Source organism: Prauserella sp. PE36 (assembly GCF_003311655.1).
Classification (GTDB): Bacteria; Actinomycetota; Actinomycetes; order Mycobacteriales; family Pseudonocardiaceae; genus Prauserella_A; species Prauserella_A endophytica.
Genome location: NZ_QEQT01000046.1, coordinates 89,584 through 108,825, shown reverse-complemented (window position 1 = coordinate 108,825; position 19,242 = coordinate 89,584). Strand labels below are relative to the sequence as shown.

At 67.9% G+C, this 19,242-nt stretch carries 14 protein-coding genes; 8 read left to right on the top strand and 6 right to left on the bottom strand.

Translation table 11 applies throughout. From position 1 onward, the window contains the following. Positions 1–272: 272 nt before the first annotated feature. The 6 genes from DI005_RS08750 to DI005_RS08725 all read left to right on the top strand — a co-directional run bounded on the left by DI005_RS08750 (position 273) and on the right by DI005_RS08725 (position 9,813). A complete protein-coding gene (locus DI005_RS08750; RefSeq protein ID WP_199542668.1) occupies positions 273–1,232 on the top strand; it encodes a D-2-hydroxyacid dehydrogenase in 960 nt (319 codons plus the stop codon). A 51-nt stretch (positions 1,233–1,283) separates the two neighbouring features. Next, positions 1,284–2,813, top strand: coding sequence for an ABC transporter substrate-binding protein (locus DI005_RS08745; protein ID WP_113641784.1), 1,530 nt, complete (start codon positions 1,284–1,286; stop codon positions 2,811–2,813). 22 nt (positions 2,814–2,835) lie between these two features. After that, positions 2,836–3,636, top strand: a complete 801-nt coding sequence (locus tag DI005_RS08740; protein WP_113641783.1) for an alpha/beta fold hydrolase — start codon at positions 2,836–2,838, stop codon at positions 3,634–3,636. A gap of 51 nt (positions 3,637–3,687) precedes the next feature. Then, a complete protein-coding gene (locus DI005_RS08735) occupies positions 3,688–5,244 on the top strand; it encodes an ABC transporter substrate-binding protein (protein ID WP_113641782.1) in 1,557 nt (518 codons plus the stop codon). Between the two features lie 29 nt (positions 5,245–5,273). Further along, complete coding sequence (locus DI005_RS08730) at positions 5,274–7,895, top strand: hypothetical protein (protein ID WP_113641781.1); 2,622 nt, start codon at positions 5,274–5,276, stop codon at positions 7,893–7,895. Positions 7,896–8,073: 178 nt separating this feature from the next. Further along, entirely contained in the window at positions 8,074–9,813 is a 1,740-nt protein-coding gene (locus DI005_RS08725) for a family 43 glycosylhydrolase (protein ID WP_113641780.1), read from the top strand. Between the two features lie 473 nt (positions 9,814–10,286). On the opposite strand, the gene DI005_RS08720 is transcribed toward DI005_RS08725, so the two are convergent. The 3 genes from DI005_RS08720 to DI005_RS08710 are packed head-to-tail and all read right to left on the bottom strand — an operon-like array spanning position 10,287 to position 14,177. Beyond that, on the bottom strand, positions 10,287–11,300 hold the full coding sequence (locus DI005_RS08720; RefSeq protein ID WP_113641779.1) for an aldo/keto reductase: 1,014 nt from the start codon (positions 11,298–11,300) through the stop codon (positions 10,287–10,289). 5 nt (positions 11,301–11,305) lie between these two features. Beyond that, positions 11,306–12,778: an acyl-CoA reductase gene (locus DI005_RS08715; RefSeq protein WP_113641778.1), complete on the bottom strand. Its 1,473-nt coding sequence runs from the start codon at positions 12,776–12,778 to the stop codon at positions 11,306–11,308. Position 12,779: 1 nt separating this feature from the next. Continuing rightward, positions 12,780–14,177 (bottom strand): hypothetical protein, encoded by a 1,398-nt coding sequence (locus DI005_RS08710; RefSeq protein ID WP_147263832.1) that lies wholly within the window; start codon positions 14,175–14,177, stop codon positions 12,780–12,782. A gap of 59 nt (positions 14,178–14,236) precedes the next feature. On the opposite strand from DI005_RS08710, the gene DI005_RS08705 reads away from it, so the two are divergent. Both DI005_RS08705 and DI005_RS08700 read left to right on the top strand, forming a co-directional pair. Further along, entirely contained in the window at positions 14,237–14,893 is a 657-nt protein-coding gene (locus DI005_RS08705; RefSeq protein WP_112267688.1) for a TetR/AcrR family transcriptional regulator, read from the top strand. Continuing rightward, a complete protein-coding gene (locus DI005_RS08700; protein ID WP_112267690.1) occupies positions 14,890–15,906 on the top strand; it encodes an alpha/beta hydrolase in 1,017 nt (338 codons plus the stop codon). The genes DI005_RS08705 and DI005_RS08700 overlap by 4 nt, the downstream gene beginning before the upstream one ends. A 506-nt stretch (positions 15,907–16,412) precedes the next feature. Here the strand turns inward: DI005_RS08700 and DI005_RS08695 are convergent. The 3 genes from DI005_RS08695 to DI005_RS08685 are packed head-to-tail and all read right to left on the bottom strand — an operon-like array spanning position 16,413 to position 19,241. Next, on the bottom strand, positions 16,413–17,621 hold the full coding sequence (locus DI005_RS08695) for an alpha/beta fold hydrolase (protein WP_113641776.1): 1,209 nt from the start codon (positions 17,619–17,621) through the stop codon (positions 16,413–16,415). 49 nt (positions 17,622–17,670) lie between these two features. Beyond that, positions 17,671–18,195, bottom strand: a complete 525-nt coding sequence (locus DI005_RS08690) for a VOC family protein (RefSeq protein ID WP_199542667.1) — start codon at positions 18,193–18,195, stop codon at positions 17,671–17,673. Positions 18,196–18,239: 44 nt separating this feature from the next. After that, complete coding sequence (locus DI005_RS08685; protein ID WP_112267710.1) at positions 18,240–19,241, bottom strand: ABC transporter permease; 1,002 nt, start codon at positions 19,239–19,241, stop codon at positions 18,240–18,242. Between the last annotated feature and the right edge of the window lies 1 nt (position 19,242).

Below are 19,242 nucleotides of genomic sequence, written 5' to 3'. Positions count from 1 at the left end.
CTCGGCTGCCGGCCGGATCGGCCACGTCGGCATCCGAATGCCCTGCGTGAGTGCCCGACGCGGAACCGCGAGAGCGGGAACGAGCAACCCTCCGGAGTTCCGTGCCACGCACGGCATCCGGACAGCTGGTTAGCAACCGGTTGACACACGGGCTCGGAGCAGTGGATGGTAGTCAGCGCTGTCGCGCTGTACGCCCGGCGGCTGACACCGAGGAGTCCACACCGATGTCCCACGAGCAGCGGCCCCGCGAGATCCGCAGCGTTCTGTCCACGGTGCTCTACCGGCCGGAGGACGTGGAGCAGCTTCGGCGGGCGTTCGCGCCCGCGGAGTTCGTTCACCTGCCCCCGGGTGACTCCGAGGGGATCGAGGCCGCGCTGCGGCATGTGGACGTCGCCGTCCTCGCGCTGGACCTCGACGAGCGGTTTCTTGCGGCACCTCATCTTCGCTGGGTGCATTGCGACCATTCTGGACTGACTCGCTCCGCACGTCCCGAGACCTTCGAGCGAGGCCTCATCGTCACCGGTTCCGCCGGACGTTCCGCCCCTGCGCTCGCGCAACATGGCTTCTTCTTCGCCCTCAGCCTGACGTTCGCCGCGCGACAGCTCTTCGAAATGCAGGACGCACACGTCTGGCGTGGAATTCCCGACTACCACCATCGGCTCGCGCTATGGGGAAAGACGCTCGGCATCGTCGGGTTCGGACACACCGGTCAGGCCATGGCAGAGCTCGGAAAAGCCTTCGGGATGCGGGTCATCGCCTCGCGTCGCAGAGCCGGTGACACGCATCCGTCGGTCGATGTCATGCTCTCCACCGACGCTGGCGACTCCCTGGACCCACTCATCCTCGAATCCGATGTCATCATGATCGCCGCTGCGCTGACGGACGAGACCTACCACATGTTCTCGACGAAACAGTTCACAGCGATGAAGGACGGCGCGTACGTCATCAACATGGCGCGGGGACAGCTGATCGACCAGGACGCACTGATCGATGCGCTGCACGCGGGAGAGATCGCCGGCGCGGGCCTCGACGTCACGGACCCGGAGCCCCTGCCGGAGGATTCGCCCCTGTGGGACATGCCGAACGTGGTGATCACGCCGCACATGTCCCCAATGCTGCCCGATCGCACGCAGCGCTCCATCGATCTGATCACTGAGAACGTCGCCCGATACCGCAGGGGCGCGCCCCTGCTGAACGCGATCACGGAACGGGACGTGTTCACCAAGAACTGACGAAGTGACTTCCGCATCACCACCAAGGCAATGCAGAGCAAAGGAGCTCACATGCCACGCAAGGTCCGCGTCACAGTCGGCGCCGTCGTCGCCGCGCTCGCCATCGCCGGTTGCAGTGCCACCAGCGATCCTCCCGCCGGGACGTCCTCACCCGATGCGACACTCGCGTTCGCGGTACAGAACGCGCCGAACTCACTCGATCCCGCGCAGCTCCATGACGGCACCCAGCGGTTCGTGTGGGCGTCGTTGTACGACACGCTGCTCTACCTCGACCATGCCGGGAAGCTCCAGCCCAGTGCCGCGAAAAACTGGGAGTACTCTGCCGACGCGCTGACGCTGACGCTGACGCTTCGCGACGATCTGACCTTCAGTGACGGCGATCCGGTCACCTCGGCAGCGGTGAAGTCGACGCTGGAACGAACGCGCGACACCGCCGGTCCCCAGCAGAACAACCTCAGTGCGATCGAATCCGTCGGCACTCCCGACAAGCACACAGTGGTGATCAACCTGAGCCGCCCGGATCCAAACCTGCTGGTTTCCCTGGCCTACGGCTCCGGTGTCATCGGCGATCCAGACACGATCAACGACAAACGGACCGCCCTGAACCCGATCGGATCAGGACCGTACGTGCTGAACCGGGAGGAGACGGTCGATGGGTCCAAGTACGTTCTCGATCGTCGAGACGACTACTGGAACGTCGACGCCTACCCGATGAAGACGGTCACCGTCAGCGTGATCCAGGACCGTACCGCGCTGTTCAACGCGCTACTCACGGGCGAGCTGGACGCAGGCACCGTCGACGGAACACAGGCCAAACAGATCGAAGGGGCGGGCTTCACGCTCACCGAGGTCGACGGCGTCACAGTCGGCGGCCTCGTCATCGCCGACCGCGACGGCGATGTCGCGCCCCCTCTCGCCGACGTCCGAGTCCGGCAGGCAATCAACCTCGCCCTCGACCGTCAGGGCATCATCGACGCGATCCTCCTGGGCCGGGGGCAGCCGACGACGCAGGTGTTCAACCCGAACTCGCCCGCGTATCGCAAGGCCCTCGACGCGGACTACGACTTCAACGTCGGCAAGGCGCGGAGGCTGCTCGCCGAGGCCGGATATGCGAACGGGTTCTCGCTCACGATGCCCGCCAACCTCTTCGTGCAGCCGGTTCAGCCCACGCTCACGCAGGCACTCGCCGATGTCGGCATCACCGTCGAATGGGAGCCTGTGCCCGCACAGCAGTCCGGGCAGACCACCCGGTGGGGAATGTACTTCAACCTGGGCAGCGTGGCCCCTCCGTCCCGGACCACCGCGCTCTACTTCGCCGAGTCCGGGTCGCAGAATCCCTTCGGAACCCGCGATCCCGAGCTCGACGCTCTGCTGGAGAAGCTCGGCCCCGAGACCGACCTGGACGCGGCGAACGAGATCTACCGCCAGATCAACGACTTCGCCGTGAAGAACGCCTGGTTCGCCCCGATCTTCCTGCAGAGCACGACCTGGGCGACGCGGAGCGGAATCGAGTACGTCGGTGCCGCGGGGTCCCTCAACGATCTCCGGGTGTTCGCTGTGACCGGTCAGCGGTCGCGATGAGCGTCAGTGAAAGGAGGAGCCTGTGAGGAGCCGCGAGCTCGGCCTGGTCCGGACGTCGACGGGAGGCGAGACGCGGAGCGATTCGGCCGTCCTCTTCGTCAACTCACTCGCGACGACCGCCCGGATGTGGGACGGCGTGATCAGCTCGTTGCCCGCCGGAATCGCCACGGTCAGATACGACCAGAGAGACCGCGGGCTACCGGCGGGGGAAACCTCCTTCACCGTGGACGACCTCGTCGACGACCTGTTCGCCGCGCTGGACGCGGCGGAGGTGGAAAGCGCCCACGTGGTCGGGGTCTCGCTGGGCGGGCTCGTTGGTCTGCGGGCCGCCGCGGTCGCGCCGGGCCGCGTGCGGACACTCACCGCGATCTGCTGCGCGGCGCGGTTCCGGCGCGACGTCTGGGTCGAGCGCGGCAGGCTCGTCCGAGCGGGGAACTTCCCGTCGCTGGTACCCGGGATCATCGACCGGTGGTTCACCCCGGAGTTCCAGCGAGAGCACCCCGGCATCGTCGCCGCTCGCCGCGCAGAGCTGGAGGCGACCGATCAGGCAGGGTACGCGGCGGCGTGCGAGGTACTCGCCACGGCCGACGTGAACGACGATCTGCCGGCGATCCAGGCGCCGACGCTGGCCGTCAGCGGTGAGGCCGACACAGCCAATCCGGTGACAGACCTCGAGCACATAGCGTGGGCGGTGCCCATGTCGCGCCACGTGATGCTGCCGCGTACCGCGCACCTGGCGCCCGTCGAGCAGCCGGGGTTGGTCGCCGGCCTCGTTCACCGGCACATCTCGGACTACGCACCGTCCGGCGGCGCGGCCAGGTAGCACAACCGTCAATCGTCACCCCGTCACACCACTGAGACAACGAGGTCACACGTGAAGACATCTGGACGAACCAGCACAGTACGACGCTCGCGGAGAGCGTTCATCGCGGCGGCCACCGTCGCGATTCTCGCGCTGGGCGCATGCAGTTCCCCCACCGCGAGCCAGCCGGGAGGCGAGGCGGCCGAGCTGACCATCGGCATCGCGTCGGCACCACGCTCGCTCGATCCGGCGCAGCTGGACGGCGGCACGCAGGCCTACATCTGGGGCTCGGTCTACGACACGTTGTTGTACTACGACAACGAGGGAAAGCTCCAGCCGAACGCAGCCGAGAGCTGGGAATACAGTGACGACGCACGCACGCTGACGTTCACTCTGCGGGACGGAATGACGTTCAGCAACGGTAACCCGGTCACCGCGGAGGCGGTTGCCGCGAACCTCGAGCGGAACAAGGCGACTCCGGGGCAGCAGCAGTCCAAAATGAGCTCCGTCGACTCCGTGGAGGCGCCCGACCCGAACACCGTCGTCGTCCGCTTCTCCGCGCCCGATCAGTCCTTCATCTACAACATGGCGCTGGACGCGGGCGTGATCGCCGACCCGGAGACCGTCGACGAACCGAGGACGCCGACTGACCCGGTGGGCTCCGGCCCGTACGTGCTCGACACGTCGGCCAGCGTGAGCGGGTCGTCCTACGTGCTGAAACGACGTGAGGACTACTGGAACGCCGACGCCTACCCGTTCGCAACGATCACCGTGCGCGTCATCTCTGACCAAGCCGCGACGCTCAACGCACTGCGCTCGGGTGAGGTCGACGTCTCCACCGTCCCGATGAGCCAGCTGGATTCCTTCAAGTCCCCCGAGTTCAGCATCGCTTCGAATGCCTCTACGTCGGCGGGCTATCTCAATCTGGCCGACCGCGAGGGAAAGCGCCTCAAGCCACTCGGTGACCTGCGCGTACGGCAGGCGATCAACATGGCGTTCAACCGGAGCGAGATCGTGGACAAGTTGCTCTTCGGCTCTGGATCTCCGACGAACCAGCAGTTCGGCCTCAAGAGCGAGGCGTACGACCCCGACCTCGAGCGGTTGTACAAGTACGACCCGGAACAGGCTCGGAAGCTGCTGGCCGAAGCCGGATATCCCGACGGGTTCGACGTGAACATGCCGAGCACCCCCGTGTCACAGGCATTCGAACCGACCATCAGTCAGGCGCTCGGCGACATCGGAATCCGCGTCAGCTGGGATCCCACGCCGGCGCAGAACGCCACTGCCGCGGTCGCGGCCGGAGAGTACCCGATGTACTTCTTCCTGGTCGGAAGCGATGTCGCTCCCCGGGAGGTGCAGCGACAGTTCCACAGTTCCTCGCAGAACCCCTTCAACTGGTCGTCGCCCGAGTTCGAGCGGCTCGAGGAGGCGGCCAACCGGGAGATGGACCCGGCTCGCCGAGCCGGCATCTATCAGGAGCTGAACGCGTACGTCGTCGAGAACGCGCTCTTCGCACCCTTGTTCTTCCTGAACTCGAACATCGTGACGGCGAAGAACGTCAAGCATCTCGGCGACGGCACGAACGGCTTCAGCAGCATCAGGAAGTTCGACGTCGTCGACGGGCGATGACGCTCACCCAGGTAAGGAACAGAGCCCACATGTCCCATGATCGTCACCACGTCGACGTGCGCTGTGCCGACCCTCGCACCGTGGACCAGGCGCCGGTCCCCTGGGCCCTCGCCCAGCTGAACGATGCCGCACGAAGCGCTTTCGGGACCGGATCGGACGCTGCTCTCCTCCGAGTGCTGCTCGTCTCGGCGGACGATCACGCCACGCTCCGGCGGGAGGGTCTGGAAAGCCCGCCGGGCGTGGCCGAGGCGTTCACGTTCGCCGTTCGACCTGAGCAGGATGGCGTACCGCGGATCACGGCCGCCGCGAACGACGCCCGTGGATATGCCTACGCGCTCACGGAAGTGGCGGAGCGCCTTCGCCATGAGGGCGTTTCCGGGATCGCAGCGGGGCAGGTGCAGACGGACCGGCCTGCCGTGCCGGTCCGCGGCATCCAGCGCTCGTTCTCCAGTGCGCACGAGGACGCTCCGTGGTTCCACGATCGCGGGTTCTGGACCGCGTACCTGGACCACCTCGCCCTGCAGCGGTTCAACCGATTCCAGCTCGCGCTGGGAATGCAGTACAACTACGGCACCGGTACGGAAAGCCGGACCGCGACCGACAACTACCTGTGCTTCCCGTATCCCTTCTTGCTGGACGTGCCCGGCTACGAGGTTCGCGCGCAAGGCGTCACCGACGCGGAGCGCGATCGCAACCTCGAGTCGCTCGCCTACATCGCGAAGGAGACGTGGCGACGAGGGATGACGTTCCAGCTCGGGCTGTGGAATCACGCGTACGACTTCGGTCACGACTCGCCCCACTGGTACCCGATCCTCGGGATCAGCAGACAGATCCATGCGTCCTACTCCGCCGCGGCGCTCGCGAAGCTCCTGCGGCTGATCCCCGAGATCGAGGGCCTGACGTTCCGGGTGCACCACGAGGGCGGCGTCCACGAGGAAGGACACGAGCACTTCTGGAACGAGGTCTTCCAGGCCGTCTCCGACGTCGGCCGCCCCATCGAGGTCGACATGCATGCGAAGGGGGTCGACGGCGCACTGCTGGAGGCCGTCGACAAGCCCAACATTCGCCCGGTGATCTCGGCGAAGTACTGGGCCGAGCACATGGGACTCCCCTACCATCAGGCCTCCATCCGCGAGCGGGAGCTGACTCCCCTCACGTGGGCGGGGATGGACCGATCGATCACCGGGGTGACGAACGGGGAGCGTAGGTTCACCCGCTATGGCTACGCCGACTACCTCTCCGAGGACCGTGCGGTCGACGTGCTGTTCCGCATGTGGCCAGGAACCCAGAAGCTGCTGCTCTGGGGCGACCCGGACATCGCCGCGGGATTCGGCCGCTACGCGACGCTGGGCGGCTCTCGCGGACTGGAGTTCTGCGAGCCGCTGTACTTCAAAGGCCGAAAAGGCACCGGGCGGCCCGGCGGCCGTGACCCGTATCTCCGGGACGATCTGCGGCTCGACGTGCATGACTGGCGCAAGTACCGGTACACCTACCTCCTGTGGGGCCGGCTCCTCTACAACCCCGACGCGCACCCGGACACGTGGCGGCGATTTCTCAGCAGCGAGTACGGCGTGGCAGCCCCGCACATCGAGCGCGCGCTGAGTGCGCTGAGCAAGATCCTGCCCCTCGTCACGGTCGTGCACGGGGTCTCGGGCGCCAACAACTTCTACTGGCCCGAAATGTATGTGGACCTCGCGATCTCCTACTGGAAGCAGGCGACCCACTATGCGTTCGACACGGCGGAGCCGCGCACCTGGGAGGGCGTGAGCCCGTTCGATCCGACCATGTTCTACGCGGTCGGGGAGTTCGTTGACGACCTGCTGAGCGGCCAGGTGAGCGGGAAGTACACGCCTGTCGAGGTCGCGGCATGGATCGACTCCTTCGTGGCGGACGGTGAGCGCGGGCTCACCGCGACAGCGGAGGCGGGAAGCCAGGCCCCCCAGACCGAACGGACTCTGGTCGATCTGCGCGTGCTCGCCGAGCTCGGGCGCTTCTTCGCCGGCAAGCTGCGAGCCGCGGTGGACTACGCGATATTCCGGCGCACTGCCGATCCGACGGCGCTGGAGCGCGCTGTCGAGGTGCTGGGCGAGGCTCACGCCGCGTACGCACGGATACCCTCCGCGGTCGCGGGCGTCTACCAGGACGACATGGCGTTCGGAGTCGGTGTGTCGGAGCGCGGCCACTGGTCGGATCGGCTGATGGCGATGCGGGAGGACCTGCATCTGCTGAAGCTCGAGCTGAGCCAGGCTCGATCGGCGGCGTCCGCGAGTAGTACGAAAGCCCAGCCGGTTCCGATCGCGGCGCTCGTGCGAAGCAGCACCCGGGCACGCGTCGAGACAGCGGACAGGTTCGAGCGCGGCAGTGCCTTCCCGGTGCGCCTGCGCGATGCGGAGGGATCGGTCGACCGGGCAACGCTGCACTACCGGCGGCTGAATCAGGGCGAGCGCTTCCAGACCGCCGAGATGCGGCGGTGCGACGGCGGCTTCACGGCGTCGATCCCCGCCGAGTACACCGCCGGCTCGTTCCCGCTCGTGCTCTTCGTGGAGGCGCAGGCCGCCGGCGATCCGCCCGTGATCCTCCCGGGCCTCGAGCCGGGTCTGGCCAATCAGCCCTACATCGTGGTGCACAGCACCTCATGGAAAGGAGCCTGAACCGCTCCGGACTCGCATGACCTCGCCCATGACGCGAGCCGGATCCGGCCCCGGTGACGGCGACAGGTCACGCGATGACCCAGGCCCTCGACCTGACCGGCGGCGGGATCGACAGCGATCGGCTGCTGTCCCTGCCGAGCCCGTCCGCCGGCCCAACCGAACCAGAAAGCATGCCTTCATGACCTCCGTCGTCTGCAACCCGATGGACCTTTCCTACCGCTACCAGGACCTGCGCCCCATGGCCGGCGGCCGGACCGTGCACCGTGAGGCCGCCGACCCGTCGGTGATCCGGTACGGCGGCCGGTTCTACCTCTTCGCGTCCATGTCGGCCGGCTTCTGGCACTCCGCGGACCTGCGCACCTGGGAGTACCGGGCCAGCACCAAACTCGCGCCGCTCGACTACGCCCCCGACGTCCGCGAGATCAACGGCGCCCTCTACGTCTCGGCGTCCCGGCAGACCGACAGCCCGTTCTACCGAAGCGAAAACCCCCTTGCCGACGACTTCACCCTGGTGAACGCGGGTTTCCCCTTCTGGGACCCGCACCTGTTCCAGGACGACGACGGCGCCGTCTACTTCTACTGGGGCTGCTCGAACAGGCAACCCATCACCGGTGTCCGGGTCGACCCGGACACGATGGACCGCATCGGCGAACCGGTCCCGCTCTTCGGCGGCGACCCCGACCGGCACGGCTGGGAACAGGTCGGCGAGAACCACGTCAAAGCCGAACCCACGACGGAGCTGGCCAGAAGGATCGCCGAGCACCTCGGCGACGGCCCCTTCATCGAAGGGGCCTGGATGACCCGGCACGCCGGAACCTACTACCTGCAGTACGCCGCACCCGGCACCCAATGGAACACCTACGCGGACGGCTACTACACCGCATCCTCGCCCCTGGGTCCCTTCGAGTACGCGCCGGACAGCCCGTTCTCCTCGAAGCCAGGCGGGTTCGCCACCGGCGCCGGCCACGGCAGTACCTTCCAGGACGAGCACGGCAACTGGTGGCACGCCTCGACTATGCGCGTCTCGGTGCACCACAAATTCGAACGGCGCGTCGGGCTCTTCCCCGCCGGGTTCGACACCGATGGAATCCTGTTCTGCAACCAGAACTTCGGGGACTACCCGACAATCGTGCCGGACCGCCGCGCCGATCCCTGGACCGAAACCTTCGCCGGATGGATGCTGCAGTCCTTCCGCGCGAAGACCATCGCCTCCTCATCCGCCGAAGGACACGGACCCGAACTCGCCGTCAACGAGGACATCCGTACCTGGTGGACCGCCGCAACGACGCAGCCGGGCGAATGGCTCCGCGTCGACCTCGGCGAAGAACGCACCATCAACGCGATCCAGCTCAACCTCGCCGACCAGGACCTGGCCGCGCACGCCCCCGAACTCCCCGATGTCGCGGAAGCCGCCGGAGAGCGGCGCGCGATCTACCCCGATGCCCACCCGACCGAGACCCTCATCGAGATCTCCCCGGACGGCGAGCAGTGGCACACGGTCTCGGACAACCGCGGATCGAACGAAGACGCTCCACACGCCTTCGTAGTGCTCGAACCCTCGCAGCGAGCCCGATACGTCCGGGTCACCGCCGGGCGAATGCCCTTCGACGGCCCGTTCTCGATCAGTGGGCTGCGCGTGTTCGGCATCGGTGACGGTCAAGCGCCCGAAGCCGTCACCGCGCGAGCGAACCGAGTCGACGACCGGACGGCACGCATCGAATGGGAGGCCAGCGCAACCGCGCAGGGCTACAACGTCCGCTACGGCATCGCGCCCGACAAGCTCTACCACAGCTGGCTGGTCTACGAACAGAACGACCTCGACCTGCGAACCCTCAACGCGGGAGCCGACTACTGGGTCGCCATCGACTCCTTCAACGAGAACGGCATCACCGCGGGCCCGGTCACGAAGATCGCCTGACTCGCCCCGATCCCGCCCTACGCCTCGTTGAAGTCGGGAAGCAGACCGCGACACCGCCTCAGCGCAGTCGCGGCTGCGTCACCGACTACGGTTCGATCCACAGTTCCTCGGGCAGCGGTGAGCCGGAAGCCGTACATCGCGGCACCGTGCACGCCTGGCGCCAGCTCGACCGCGGGCGAGGCGCGTGTAGAAGATGACGGGGACGAGCTCGGCCAGCCGCTCCTGCACCACCCGGTCGGCGGCCTTGCGCTACTCGGCGGACTCCAACGTCCTCCCGTTCTGCAGTGCGTCATTCAGCTTGCCGGTCGTCGATCCCGGACGCATTCGCCGGGGACCGGCCGTGAAAGGCCGCCCACAATTGAGGTCGGAATCCAACCCTTGCCGTTGTACACGCTGCGTCGGTGGCGTTCAGGTCCAGCGCCGCAGCCACGGCCTGGCGGGCCCGAGCACCGCGTCCGGTCCGACCCGGGAACTCACGCGGTCACGCCGGGCCGGGTACCGCGCAGCCAGCCCTGGACGATGTCGATGAACGTGCCCGGGTACTCGTCGGGCAGGCGTGTCGCCTCGTCGAGCCGCTCCAGCACGTCCGGCGGGATGGTCACGTCCAGCGAGGCCAGGTTGTCATCGAGCTGGGCGAGGGTCCGGGCGCCGATGATCACCGAGGTCACCGGGCGCGTCCGCTGCCACGCGAGCGCCAGTTGCGCCGGCGTGCAGCCGATCTCGGCCGCCGCCTTGCGCACCTGTCCGGCCACCCGGAACCCGTGCTCGTTCTTGACCAGCGCGTCGAAGGCGACCTCGCGCTGCCCGAGCCGGGTGCCCTCGGGCCGCTCCCCCGGCGTGATCTTGCCGGTGAGCATGCCGGCGGCCAGCGGGCTCCAGGAGACGAGGCCGAGTCCTTCCTCCGCCAGCAGCGGGAGGTGTTCGCGCTCGAGGGTGCGCACGATGAGGTTGTACTGACCCTGCAACCCGACGAACCTGGCGGCGCCGAGCCGGTCGGCGACCGACAGCGCCTTCATCAGCCGGTAGGCGCGGAAGTTGGACGCGCCGACGTGCCGCACCTTGCCTTCCCGCACGAGCTCGTCCAGCGCCTCGACCGTCTCCTCCAGCGGTGTGGCCTCGTCGTCGACGTGCACCCAGTACACGTCGATGTAGTCCGTGCCCAGCCTGCGGAGACTGCCCTCGCACGCCGACCGCAGGTGAGCACGGCCGCTGCCCCGGTCGTGCCGGCCGGGCCCCACCGGGAGCCCGGCCTTGGTGGCGAGCACCACCCGCGACCGGTGTCCCCGCACCGCCTGGCCGCAGATCTCCTCGGACCGGCCGTAGGCGTTGGCGGTGTCGAGGAAGTTCCCTCCCGCGTCGAGGTAGCGGTGCACCAGCGCGATCGCTGTGTCCTCGTCGCAGCCCCAGTCCTTCATGCCGAAGGTCATCGTGCCGAGCGCCAGCTGGGAGACGGAAAGGCCGCCGGGGCCGAGACTTCTAATGTCCATTGTGGTCACACCGGGTCCACGGACTGGTCGATGACCCAGCGGACGCTGCGGCGCATCGGTTCGGTCCCGTCGTGGGGGAGGCCGACGGTCTGATCGGGATCGGCGGCGGCCTGCGCCGAAAGCGACGCGCCGAGCGGCAGGGTGCGCTGCACGCCGTGCAGGGCCAGGTCGTCGCGCAACCGTTCGCGCAGCCGCTCCGGGTAGATGCCGACAGTCTGGGTCGCCTCACTCACCCAGCGCGGCACCCGGCTGATGTCGGCGATCGGCACGAGGTTGACCACGCGGTTGGTGAGGCTGTCGGCGAACTCCACCGGCTCGTCCGTGCGGGAGACCACCACACCGGCGCTCGCGGTATCGCCGATGACGCGGTAGAACTCGTCGTCGAGGGCGACGGCCCGCAACTCGTCCTCCAGGCCGGGATCCGGACGTTTCGGCGCGGTGGACTCGTGCGGGGGCAGGCCAAGGAACGCCTTGTGTACGGCGATGCCGAACTCCTCGAGCCGGTCCAGGTCGTCCGGGTCCGTGCCGCACTCCACGTAGACGACGCGGGTGCTGGAACAGGCGGTCTGGTTCATCCGTCCCGCCATCAGCGCGACCCCCAGCGCCGCTTCCTCCCGTGCGGCAGGGTTCTCGAGCGCCTCGTGACCGACGATGGAGATCGACAGCTTCGGGTTGGCACTGATGAGCTCGATCCCGGGAACCAGGTACCTCTGGATGTGCTTCATCGACGACATGCCGCCCCACGCCGTCAGCTTCTCGATCCGTGAAGGGCGGTAGATCTGCCGCTCGACCTGCTCGTCGCCGCCCTTCCAGTAGGCGACCGCGAAATGCCGGGTCACCGGATGGTCCGGATCGAGGTCGATCATCGCGCGGACGATGGCCGCGGCGGTGAACGGGTCGTTGGACGGTGTCTTGATCAGGCAGTCACCCTTGGTCAGAGCGGCGCGCTGCACGGTGAGGGCCGCCACGATCGGCACGTTGCCCGCGATCACGTGGACCTGCCGCGTGCCGATGGCCCGCATGCGCATCGTGGACGCGCCCCGCCGTCCCAGCTCCACCCAGCCGTCCAGATAGGACTTTCCGAGCATCTTCTCGACCTGGGCGCTCATGCGGGAACGCCGGAACATGCCGGGCAGCTGTTCGTAGACCGGCCGCAGCACCGGCTCGGTCAGCTCCCCCGCGTCCAGGCAGAGCCGGAAAGCCGTCTGCAGCAGCGGGTTGCGGTCCAGGTCGAGACGTGGCCCGAGTTCGGCGAGGAAGTCGATGATCTCGTCGATCGGGGTCTCGTGCAGGTCGGTGAGGTCACTGGCGTCCCGGAGGACGAGATCGGCGGCATGGTTGCGGGCGTCCGGGCAGCGGAACCGCGCCCCGCCGCGACCGCCGAACTCGATCGCGTCGTCGCCCGGCTCGATGACGCGGCCACGGATGATGATCGGGATGTCGATGACGGACGTTCCGGGCTCGGCGGTCACGGTCATGTCAGGCCTCGCTCACGTAGTCCATGAAGTCGTTGTACGCCTTGGCGGTACCGGCGCAGGTGATCTTGTCGTCGCCGCCGTCGAGCTCGCCGAACCGCACGATGTGCCGTTCGATGCGCGGCCCCTTCCAGCCGCACTGGCAGTCCTCGTCCCAGTGCATGGTGACGCGGTCGCCGGAGATGAAGCCGCCCCAGTAGGTTTCGGCCAGCAGGTCGAACAGCGCGAGCCGTCCCGTTTGGACACCCTGGCGTGGGAGCGGGCGGGCGTCGGCGTCGAGCAGGATCGGGATCGTGTAGGGCAGCAAGTGGAAGAAGCCCATCTCACACAACGGCGCCGTGCCCATGCACTCCGACATGCCGTACATGCTGCGGATCCGGTCGATGCCGAAGAAGTCCTTCAGCAGCTCCTCCCAGTTCGAGGGCGCGTCCTTGAAGCCCTTCATGCCGCCCCCGGCCATCAGGATCGAATCGGGGGCGAAGTCGCACACGATGCCGGCCTCTCGGCCCTTCAGCGCGATCCGCACCAGGTCCGCGGAGGTGCCGCCGATCCGCACGCGCTGGCCACGGAACTCCTCGGCCAGCTCGGCGAACCAGCGCCGCAGGTCGTCGTCACGGTGCCGGCTCGCCTCGATCAGCTGCTTGCGCTCGTCGAGAATGCGCGGGTCGATCTGCAGCTCGTCCAGCTCGCCGCGCTCCTCGGCGGCCTGCAGCCGCCCTGCCAGCGACAGCAGATCGGACGACAGCGCGTAGTCGTGCAGCGTGCGCCGCGCCGCCTCGCCCCCGGCCTGCTCCTGCGCGAAGAGCCTGCCCATCTTCGTCATCATCTGATGCCCTGAGCGGTGCCCGGTCGCGAACGACGGGATCCGGACCGTTCGGGTGTCCACGCCCGTCGCGGCATGCAGCACGCTGAAGTAGGCGGCCTTCCAGGCAGGCCACTCCGTGCGGGAACGCGGGATGAAGCTGAGCTTGCCGGTGGTGCCCGTCGAGTGGCCGACGATCATGCCGTGCTCGTCGAGCCGGTCGAGCCAGGAGTCCACCGAGTTCGCCCCGTCGAGCGACGCCTGGGTCAGGTCGTGCCGGGTGAGCCGGTCCAGCCACGCCGTGAGACGCGGGAACTGCCGCTTCTCGATCAGGCTCAGGGGATAGCTCTTGTAGACCCGGTGATCGAACAGGACCGGGATCACGTCGTCGATCGCGTCGACGCGGTCGACGCCCTGCCGTGCCGCGAGCTTGTCCAACGCGGCGACCGTCGGCCGCAAGGTCTCGAAGGCGCGGGCGAGTGCCACGCGTTGCGGCTCCTCGACTTCGGCCAGCGGCAGGGCCAGCAACACCTCGAACGGATACTCCGCCCAGGAGGCCACGTTCGCGGGATCCAGCGACACTGCTGAGGTTCGGCTCATGTCGCAGAAATTACACGCGATCGTTTACTTAAGTCAACGCCGTCCGTATACTTCCCGTCGTGGCAGCGAAATCGACCGGGCGAACCCGGGCCGGACGACCCACGCAAGCCGAGGCGGCGAAGCTGGGCGAGCGGATCCGGCGAGCGGCGCTCGACGTCTTCCTGGATCGAGGGTTCGACGGAACCACCATGGAGGCCGTCGCGCAGGCGGCCGAGGTCAGCAAGCGCACGCTCTACGGCAAATACCCGGACAAGCGCGCGCTGTTCCTCGCGGTCGTCCAGTGGGCCATGGCTCGCCAGCAGCACGAGGAGCCCGCCGTCGACTCCACGCCCGATGACCTCGGCGAGGCGCTGCTCGCCATCGCGCGCTCGACCCTGGCCAGGGCTGTCGACCCCGACCTCGTCCGGCTCAGCCGCATCGCGATGACCGAAGCCGTGCGCTTCCCCGAGTTCGCCCGCGGCGCCCAGTCACTGACCTGGTCGCCACGCATCCAGACCATCATGGACGTTCTCCGTCGTCACGCCGAGCAGGGCACGGTGGCCGTCGACGACCCCGAGATCGCCGCCGAGCAGTTCCTCGCCATGGTCGCGGCCGTGCCGGCCCGGCTCGCGGCCTTCGGCGTCACCAGGCCGCCCGAGGTCGAGGAGCGGCACCTCCGCCACGCCGTGTCCCTCTTTCTGCACGGGGTGCTCGCGCGCCCGGACGAGCGCCGATGAAACGGACCGACCTCACCCTCGATGTCACCGGCGTCGCCGGGCTCGGCGAGACGGCCACTATCGCGGCGACCGTGCACCTGCCGACGCCGGACAAGCTCGGCGCCCCTCCGATCGTGTGCTTCGCCAAGCCCGGCGCGAGATTCTCGCGAGAGTACTTCGCTCACCCCCTACCCGGCGGCGACGTCAGCCAGGCGGAATGGCATGCCGACCGCGGCTGGGTCTTCGTGTCGATCGACCACCTCGGCGCCGGGGACAGCAGCACGCACGAGTCCCACCGGCTCGACTACACCGCGATCACGACGGCGAGCCTGGCAGCGGAACGCGTCGTGCTCGACCGGCTCGAACAGGGCACTGTGGACGATCACTTTCCTCCGCTACGGAATCCCGTCGTCCTCGGCATCGGCCAGTCCATGGGCGGCAGCCTGACCGTGGTGCAGCAGGGTCGCCATCACTGCTACGACGGCATCGCCGTCCTCGGCTACAGCGTCGTGCACTCCCATCCACCCGCCCCGCCCGGAGCGACACCGCTGGTCCGGCCGTGGCGCCTGCGCGACGTGCCTGCCGGCCGGCCCCCGGTCGTCCTCAACGCGGAACGCTACGAAGCCGCGCGCCGCGCGGCCGCCACACCCGAACTCGCCTCCGCCAGCAACCACTGGCTGTTCTTCTACGACGATGTGGACCTTGACCCCGCCCAGGTCCACAGCGGGCCCTGGGCCTCGCCGACCGTTCCCCTCGGCGTCACGGACTCGGTCCTGACCCCCGGCGTGATCGCCCCGGAAGCTGCGGCCGTTGAGGTCCCCGTCCTCGTCGCCATGGGTGAACGCGACATCATCGCCGACCCGAAGGGCGAGCCCCGCGCCTATCTCTCGGCCACGTCGGTCGACCTCTACATCTGCCCGCGGATGGGCCACATGCACAACTTCGCCGGCACGCGCGAGCGGCTGTGGCACCGCATCGACAGTTGGGGGTCTTGGGTGGCGTTCTCCAGTGCCGCAGCGGAACCCGGGGGTTAGTCGAATCCGACGCTCCCGAATCCGGCTCCGTCGAGCACGCGAATCGGTGAGGCCGGGAGGAGGGTCCAAGCCGACCGCGGGCGCGCGACAGCAGCGTTTCGTCCTGGCGCGCCGGCTGGGCCCGCGGTCGTGTTCAGTGGCGGGCCAGGAGGTAGTGGAAGGCGCGTTCGGCGCGGTCGGGATCGGCAGGCTAGCCAGGCGGAACGATGCCTCCGAGTGGTCATCGTCGCGCTGTGTCGCACCAACCTGCTTGAACTGGTGCGACACAGCGCGTCACCCACTCCGGCAGGGTCGTGCGGAGACTTCCGGACGACCTTCAGATCTGGCACAACCGACTGCGCCGCCACAGCGGACTCGGCGTGCCCAACTCAGGACACTGCAAATTCCCGGCACAGACCAGCTGTCCCCGAGGCGCCGAACGCCATGGATCAAGATGTCCGGCCGCGAGCGGTCCACCAGTGACTCGGCGGTGTCTCCCGCGCTCAAGCGGATCGCGCCGACGATGACTACTTGTATCCGTTCTGGTGCAGGAAACCGCGAACGGCCTCGTTGAACTCGAACGGGTTCTCGATCATCGGGTAGTGGCCCGTGCCGTGAAGCACGGCCACCTGGCTGCCCGGGATGCGGCTCTGGGTCGCCTCGACCTGTTCCTTCGAGACGAGCCAGTCGGCCTCGCCCCTCAGCAGGAGCACGGGCGCCTCGATCCGGCCCACCTGCTCGCGCAGGTCGAAGCCCGCGTAGCCGATGAGGTCACCCGCCATCACCTCGGGAACGTTGCGCCGGATCTGCCAGACTGCCTCTCTCGCCCGGTGTTCGGGCGTGCGCGCCCCGGTGAGGGACTCGCAGAACGTCTCGACGATCTGCTGCCCGTTGCGGAGCAGCATTTCGAGCAGGAAACCCGACATCGTCGGTGTGTAATCCGCACCGCACGACGAGATGACCGCGGCATAGGCCTGCGGTCGCCGGGCGGCGAGCTCGAGGACGAGGTTGCCGCCCATCGAGCAGCCCATGATGGACGGCTTGCTCAGGCCGAGCGCCTCCATGAAGGCCTCGTTGAACTCCGCGTGCCTCGTGAGGCTCTGGAATGGGCCGTCAGCGGGCAGGTCGGTCTTGACGTGACCGGGCGCGTCGACCGCGATGACACGGTACTGATCCGACAAGCCGTCCAGGACGTAGCGATACATCAGAGAGTCCTGGCACGCGGCGTGGAAGCAGACGATGGCCGGTCCCTGGCCGGCTTCCTCGTAGTAGGTGCGGATACCGTCGACGGTGATGTACCTCCCCACGGTGGGTTCGCCGGACGGGCGTGGATCGGGGGACGGCGCCGGGGCCGGCTCGGGACGCCTGCCGACCCGCGCCATGACCTTGAGCAGAAGGTGGACGACACGGATGTTGTCCATGGCGAGAACGGTGTCACCGTCGATCTCGAGCCGACCGAGGCCAGGGGTGGTCGCCTTCATGAAGTCGGACTCCCCGGCGACGATGCGGTCCCACTCGTCACGGGGCGCACGGAACACGATATCGGCACCGCGCGGCGCGGGACCGTCCATGACATCGAGGACGCGGCCGCCCGCGACGAGGAAGCTCGTCACACCAGTGCCGTAGTCGATCTGAATGCGTCCGTGGAAGTGCTTGGCGGCGTCGTTGAAACGCGTGTCGTGGTTCGCCTCGCTGGCGAAGGCGTCCCACCATGCGGAGGTCAGTGTCTCGGCCATTCGATTCACTCCTGTTCGTTCTCTGGCAGTGGTACTTGCCCTGCGGGGCCTACGGCAGCCGCTCACTCGGCCGCCTGCGGGCGGGTACCTCGATCGCCTCGAGGTGGATCCCATAGGTGTCCTCGAAGTCGAAGTACGCGAAGCCGCCGTCGCCATCCAGGCCGTAACCCGAGCCGGACTGGATGGTGGGGTGGCCCGCCGCCTCGAACTCCGCGACGGCGTCGGTGAGTGAGGGCACGAAGAATCCGAAGTGGTGGAGGCCGTAGCCGTGCTGGTCGATCCAGTCGTGGTAGATGCTCGGCCCGGCCAGCGGCTGGATCAGCTCGACCTGGGGGCCTGCCCCGACCAGCGCCAGCCTCAACGCGAACCTGCCGGGCTTCCCGCGGTAGGTAAGGTTCTGGACGTTCGCCGGGTCGTAGGTGTAGACGCGCCATTCGTCGTCGCGGTACAGCGCGCTCCAGCGTTGGACGGCGGTGTGCAGATCCTCGACCAGGAAGGCGACCTGATCGACGCGCCCCGCACCGATGGCACGTTCCATCGTCGCGGCCAGGCTGTCGACGTCGTGGGTGTTCACGTGGCGCTCCTTTGCTGTTCGCTGCGCGGATCCGGCGGTGTTGGTCATGGGCGCTGCCGCCCGAGGACGCGGCGGCTGGTGGTGCTCAGCGCGACGGCCGCCAGCAGAACAAGGCCCTGGACCAGGTAGAGGACATAGGACTGTGCCCCGAGGATCGCCAGCCCGTTGCCTGCGATGCTGACGATGAGAACGCCGACGAAGGTGCCGAGGATGTGGAACTGCCCGTCGCGAATCACCGACGCCCCGAGGAAGGCGGCGGCGAAGGCGCTGAGGAGGAAGCCGTCGCCTGCGGTGACCATTCCGCTGCCGATCCTCGACGACAGCAGCACGCCACAGATCGCCGCGCATACGGCCACCGCGACGAAGGCGGCCAGCGTGACGCGTCCAACCTCGACCCCGGCCAGGCGTGCCGCCACGGCATTCGATCCGGTGGCCTGCAGATGGTGTCCGAGCAGCGTGCGGTTGAGGACCAGCCACAGGATCACGAGGATCGCGGCCATGGCGATCACCGGAATGGGAATGCCTGCCGGCCTTGCTCGCGCGATCTCGGTGAATCCTCCCTCGCCGAGGGTTATCGGCGCGCCGTTGCTGTACAGGAAGTTGAGTCCGAGCAGGACCGTCGATGTGGCCAGCGTGGCGACGATGGCATGGATCCGCACGTAGGCGACGAGGAAACCGTTCACGACACCGACGAGGATCGCGGCCAGCAGCGCACCGCCGATCGCCAGCGGAACCGGCAGACCGCTGCGTTCCATCAGCCCGACGCACAGAATCCCCGAGAAGCTGATGACATTGGCGAAGCTGAGGTCGAACTGGCCCGCCACGAGGACATAGGTGAGGCCGCCCGCGACGATCGCCAGCAACGCGCTCTGGTTGAGCACATTGATCAGATTGCGTTCGCTGAGGAACTCGACGGGGCGGGCGATCCCGAAACCGAGGATCATCGCTCCGAGCACGATCAGGGTGCCGTAACTGGCGAAGAAGCCAAGTGCTCGCCGCCCGGTGTCGGCAGCGGGCCCTGCGTGCGCGGTCACGGTGGAAGTCATG

Bases quoted from the DNA above. Each gene is read 5' to 3' on its own strand.
- DI005_RS08745 (WP_113641784.1), top strand. From the start codon at position 1,284: ATGCCACGCAAGGTCCGCGTCACAGTCGGCGCCGTCGTCGCCGCGCTC.
- DI005_RS08730 (WP_113641781.1), top strand. From the start codon at position 5,274: ATGTCCCATGATCGTCACCACGTCGACGTGCGCTGTGCCGACCCTCGC.
- DI005_RS08725 (WP_113641780.1), top strand. From the start codon at position 8,074: ATGACCTCCGTCGTCTGCAACCCGATGGACCTTTCCTACCGCTACCAG.
- DI005_RS08720 (WP_113641779.1), bottom strand. From the start codon at position 11,300: ATGGACATTAGAAGTCTCGGCCCCGGCGGCCTTTCCGTCTCCCAGCTG.
- DI005_RS08715 (WP_113641778.1), bottom strand. From the start codon at position 12,778: ATGACCGTGACCGCCGAGCCCGGAACGTCCGTCATCGACATCCCGATC.
- DI005_RS08710 (WP_147263832.1), bottom strand. From the start codon at position 14,177: ATGAGCCGAACCTCAGCAGTGTCGCTGGATCCCGCGAACGTGGCCTCC.
- DI005_RS08700 (WP_112267690.1), top strand. From the start codon at position 14,890: ATGAAACGGACCGACCTCACCCTCGATGTCACCGGCGTCGCCGGGCTC.
- DI005_RS08695 (WP_113641776.1), bottom strand. From the start codon at position 17,621: ATGGCCGAGACACTGACCTCCGCATGGTGGGACGCCTTCGCCAGCGAG.
- DI005_RS08685 (WP_112267710.1), bottom strand. From the start codon at position 19,241: ATGACTTCCACCGTGACCGCGCACGCAGGGCCCGCTGCCGACACCGGG.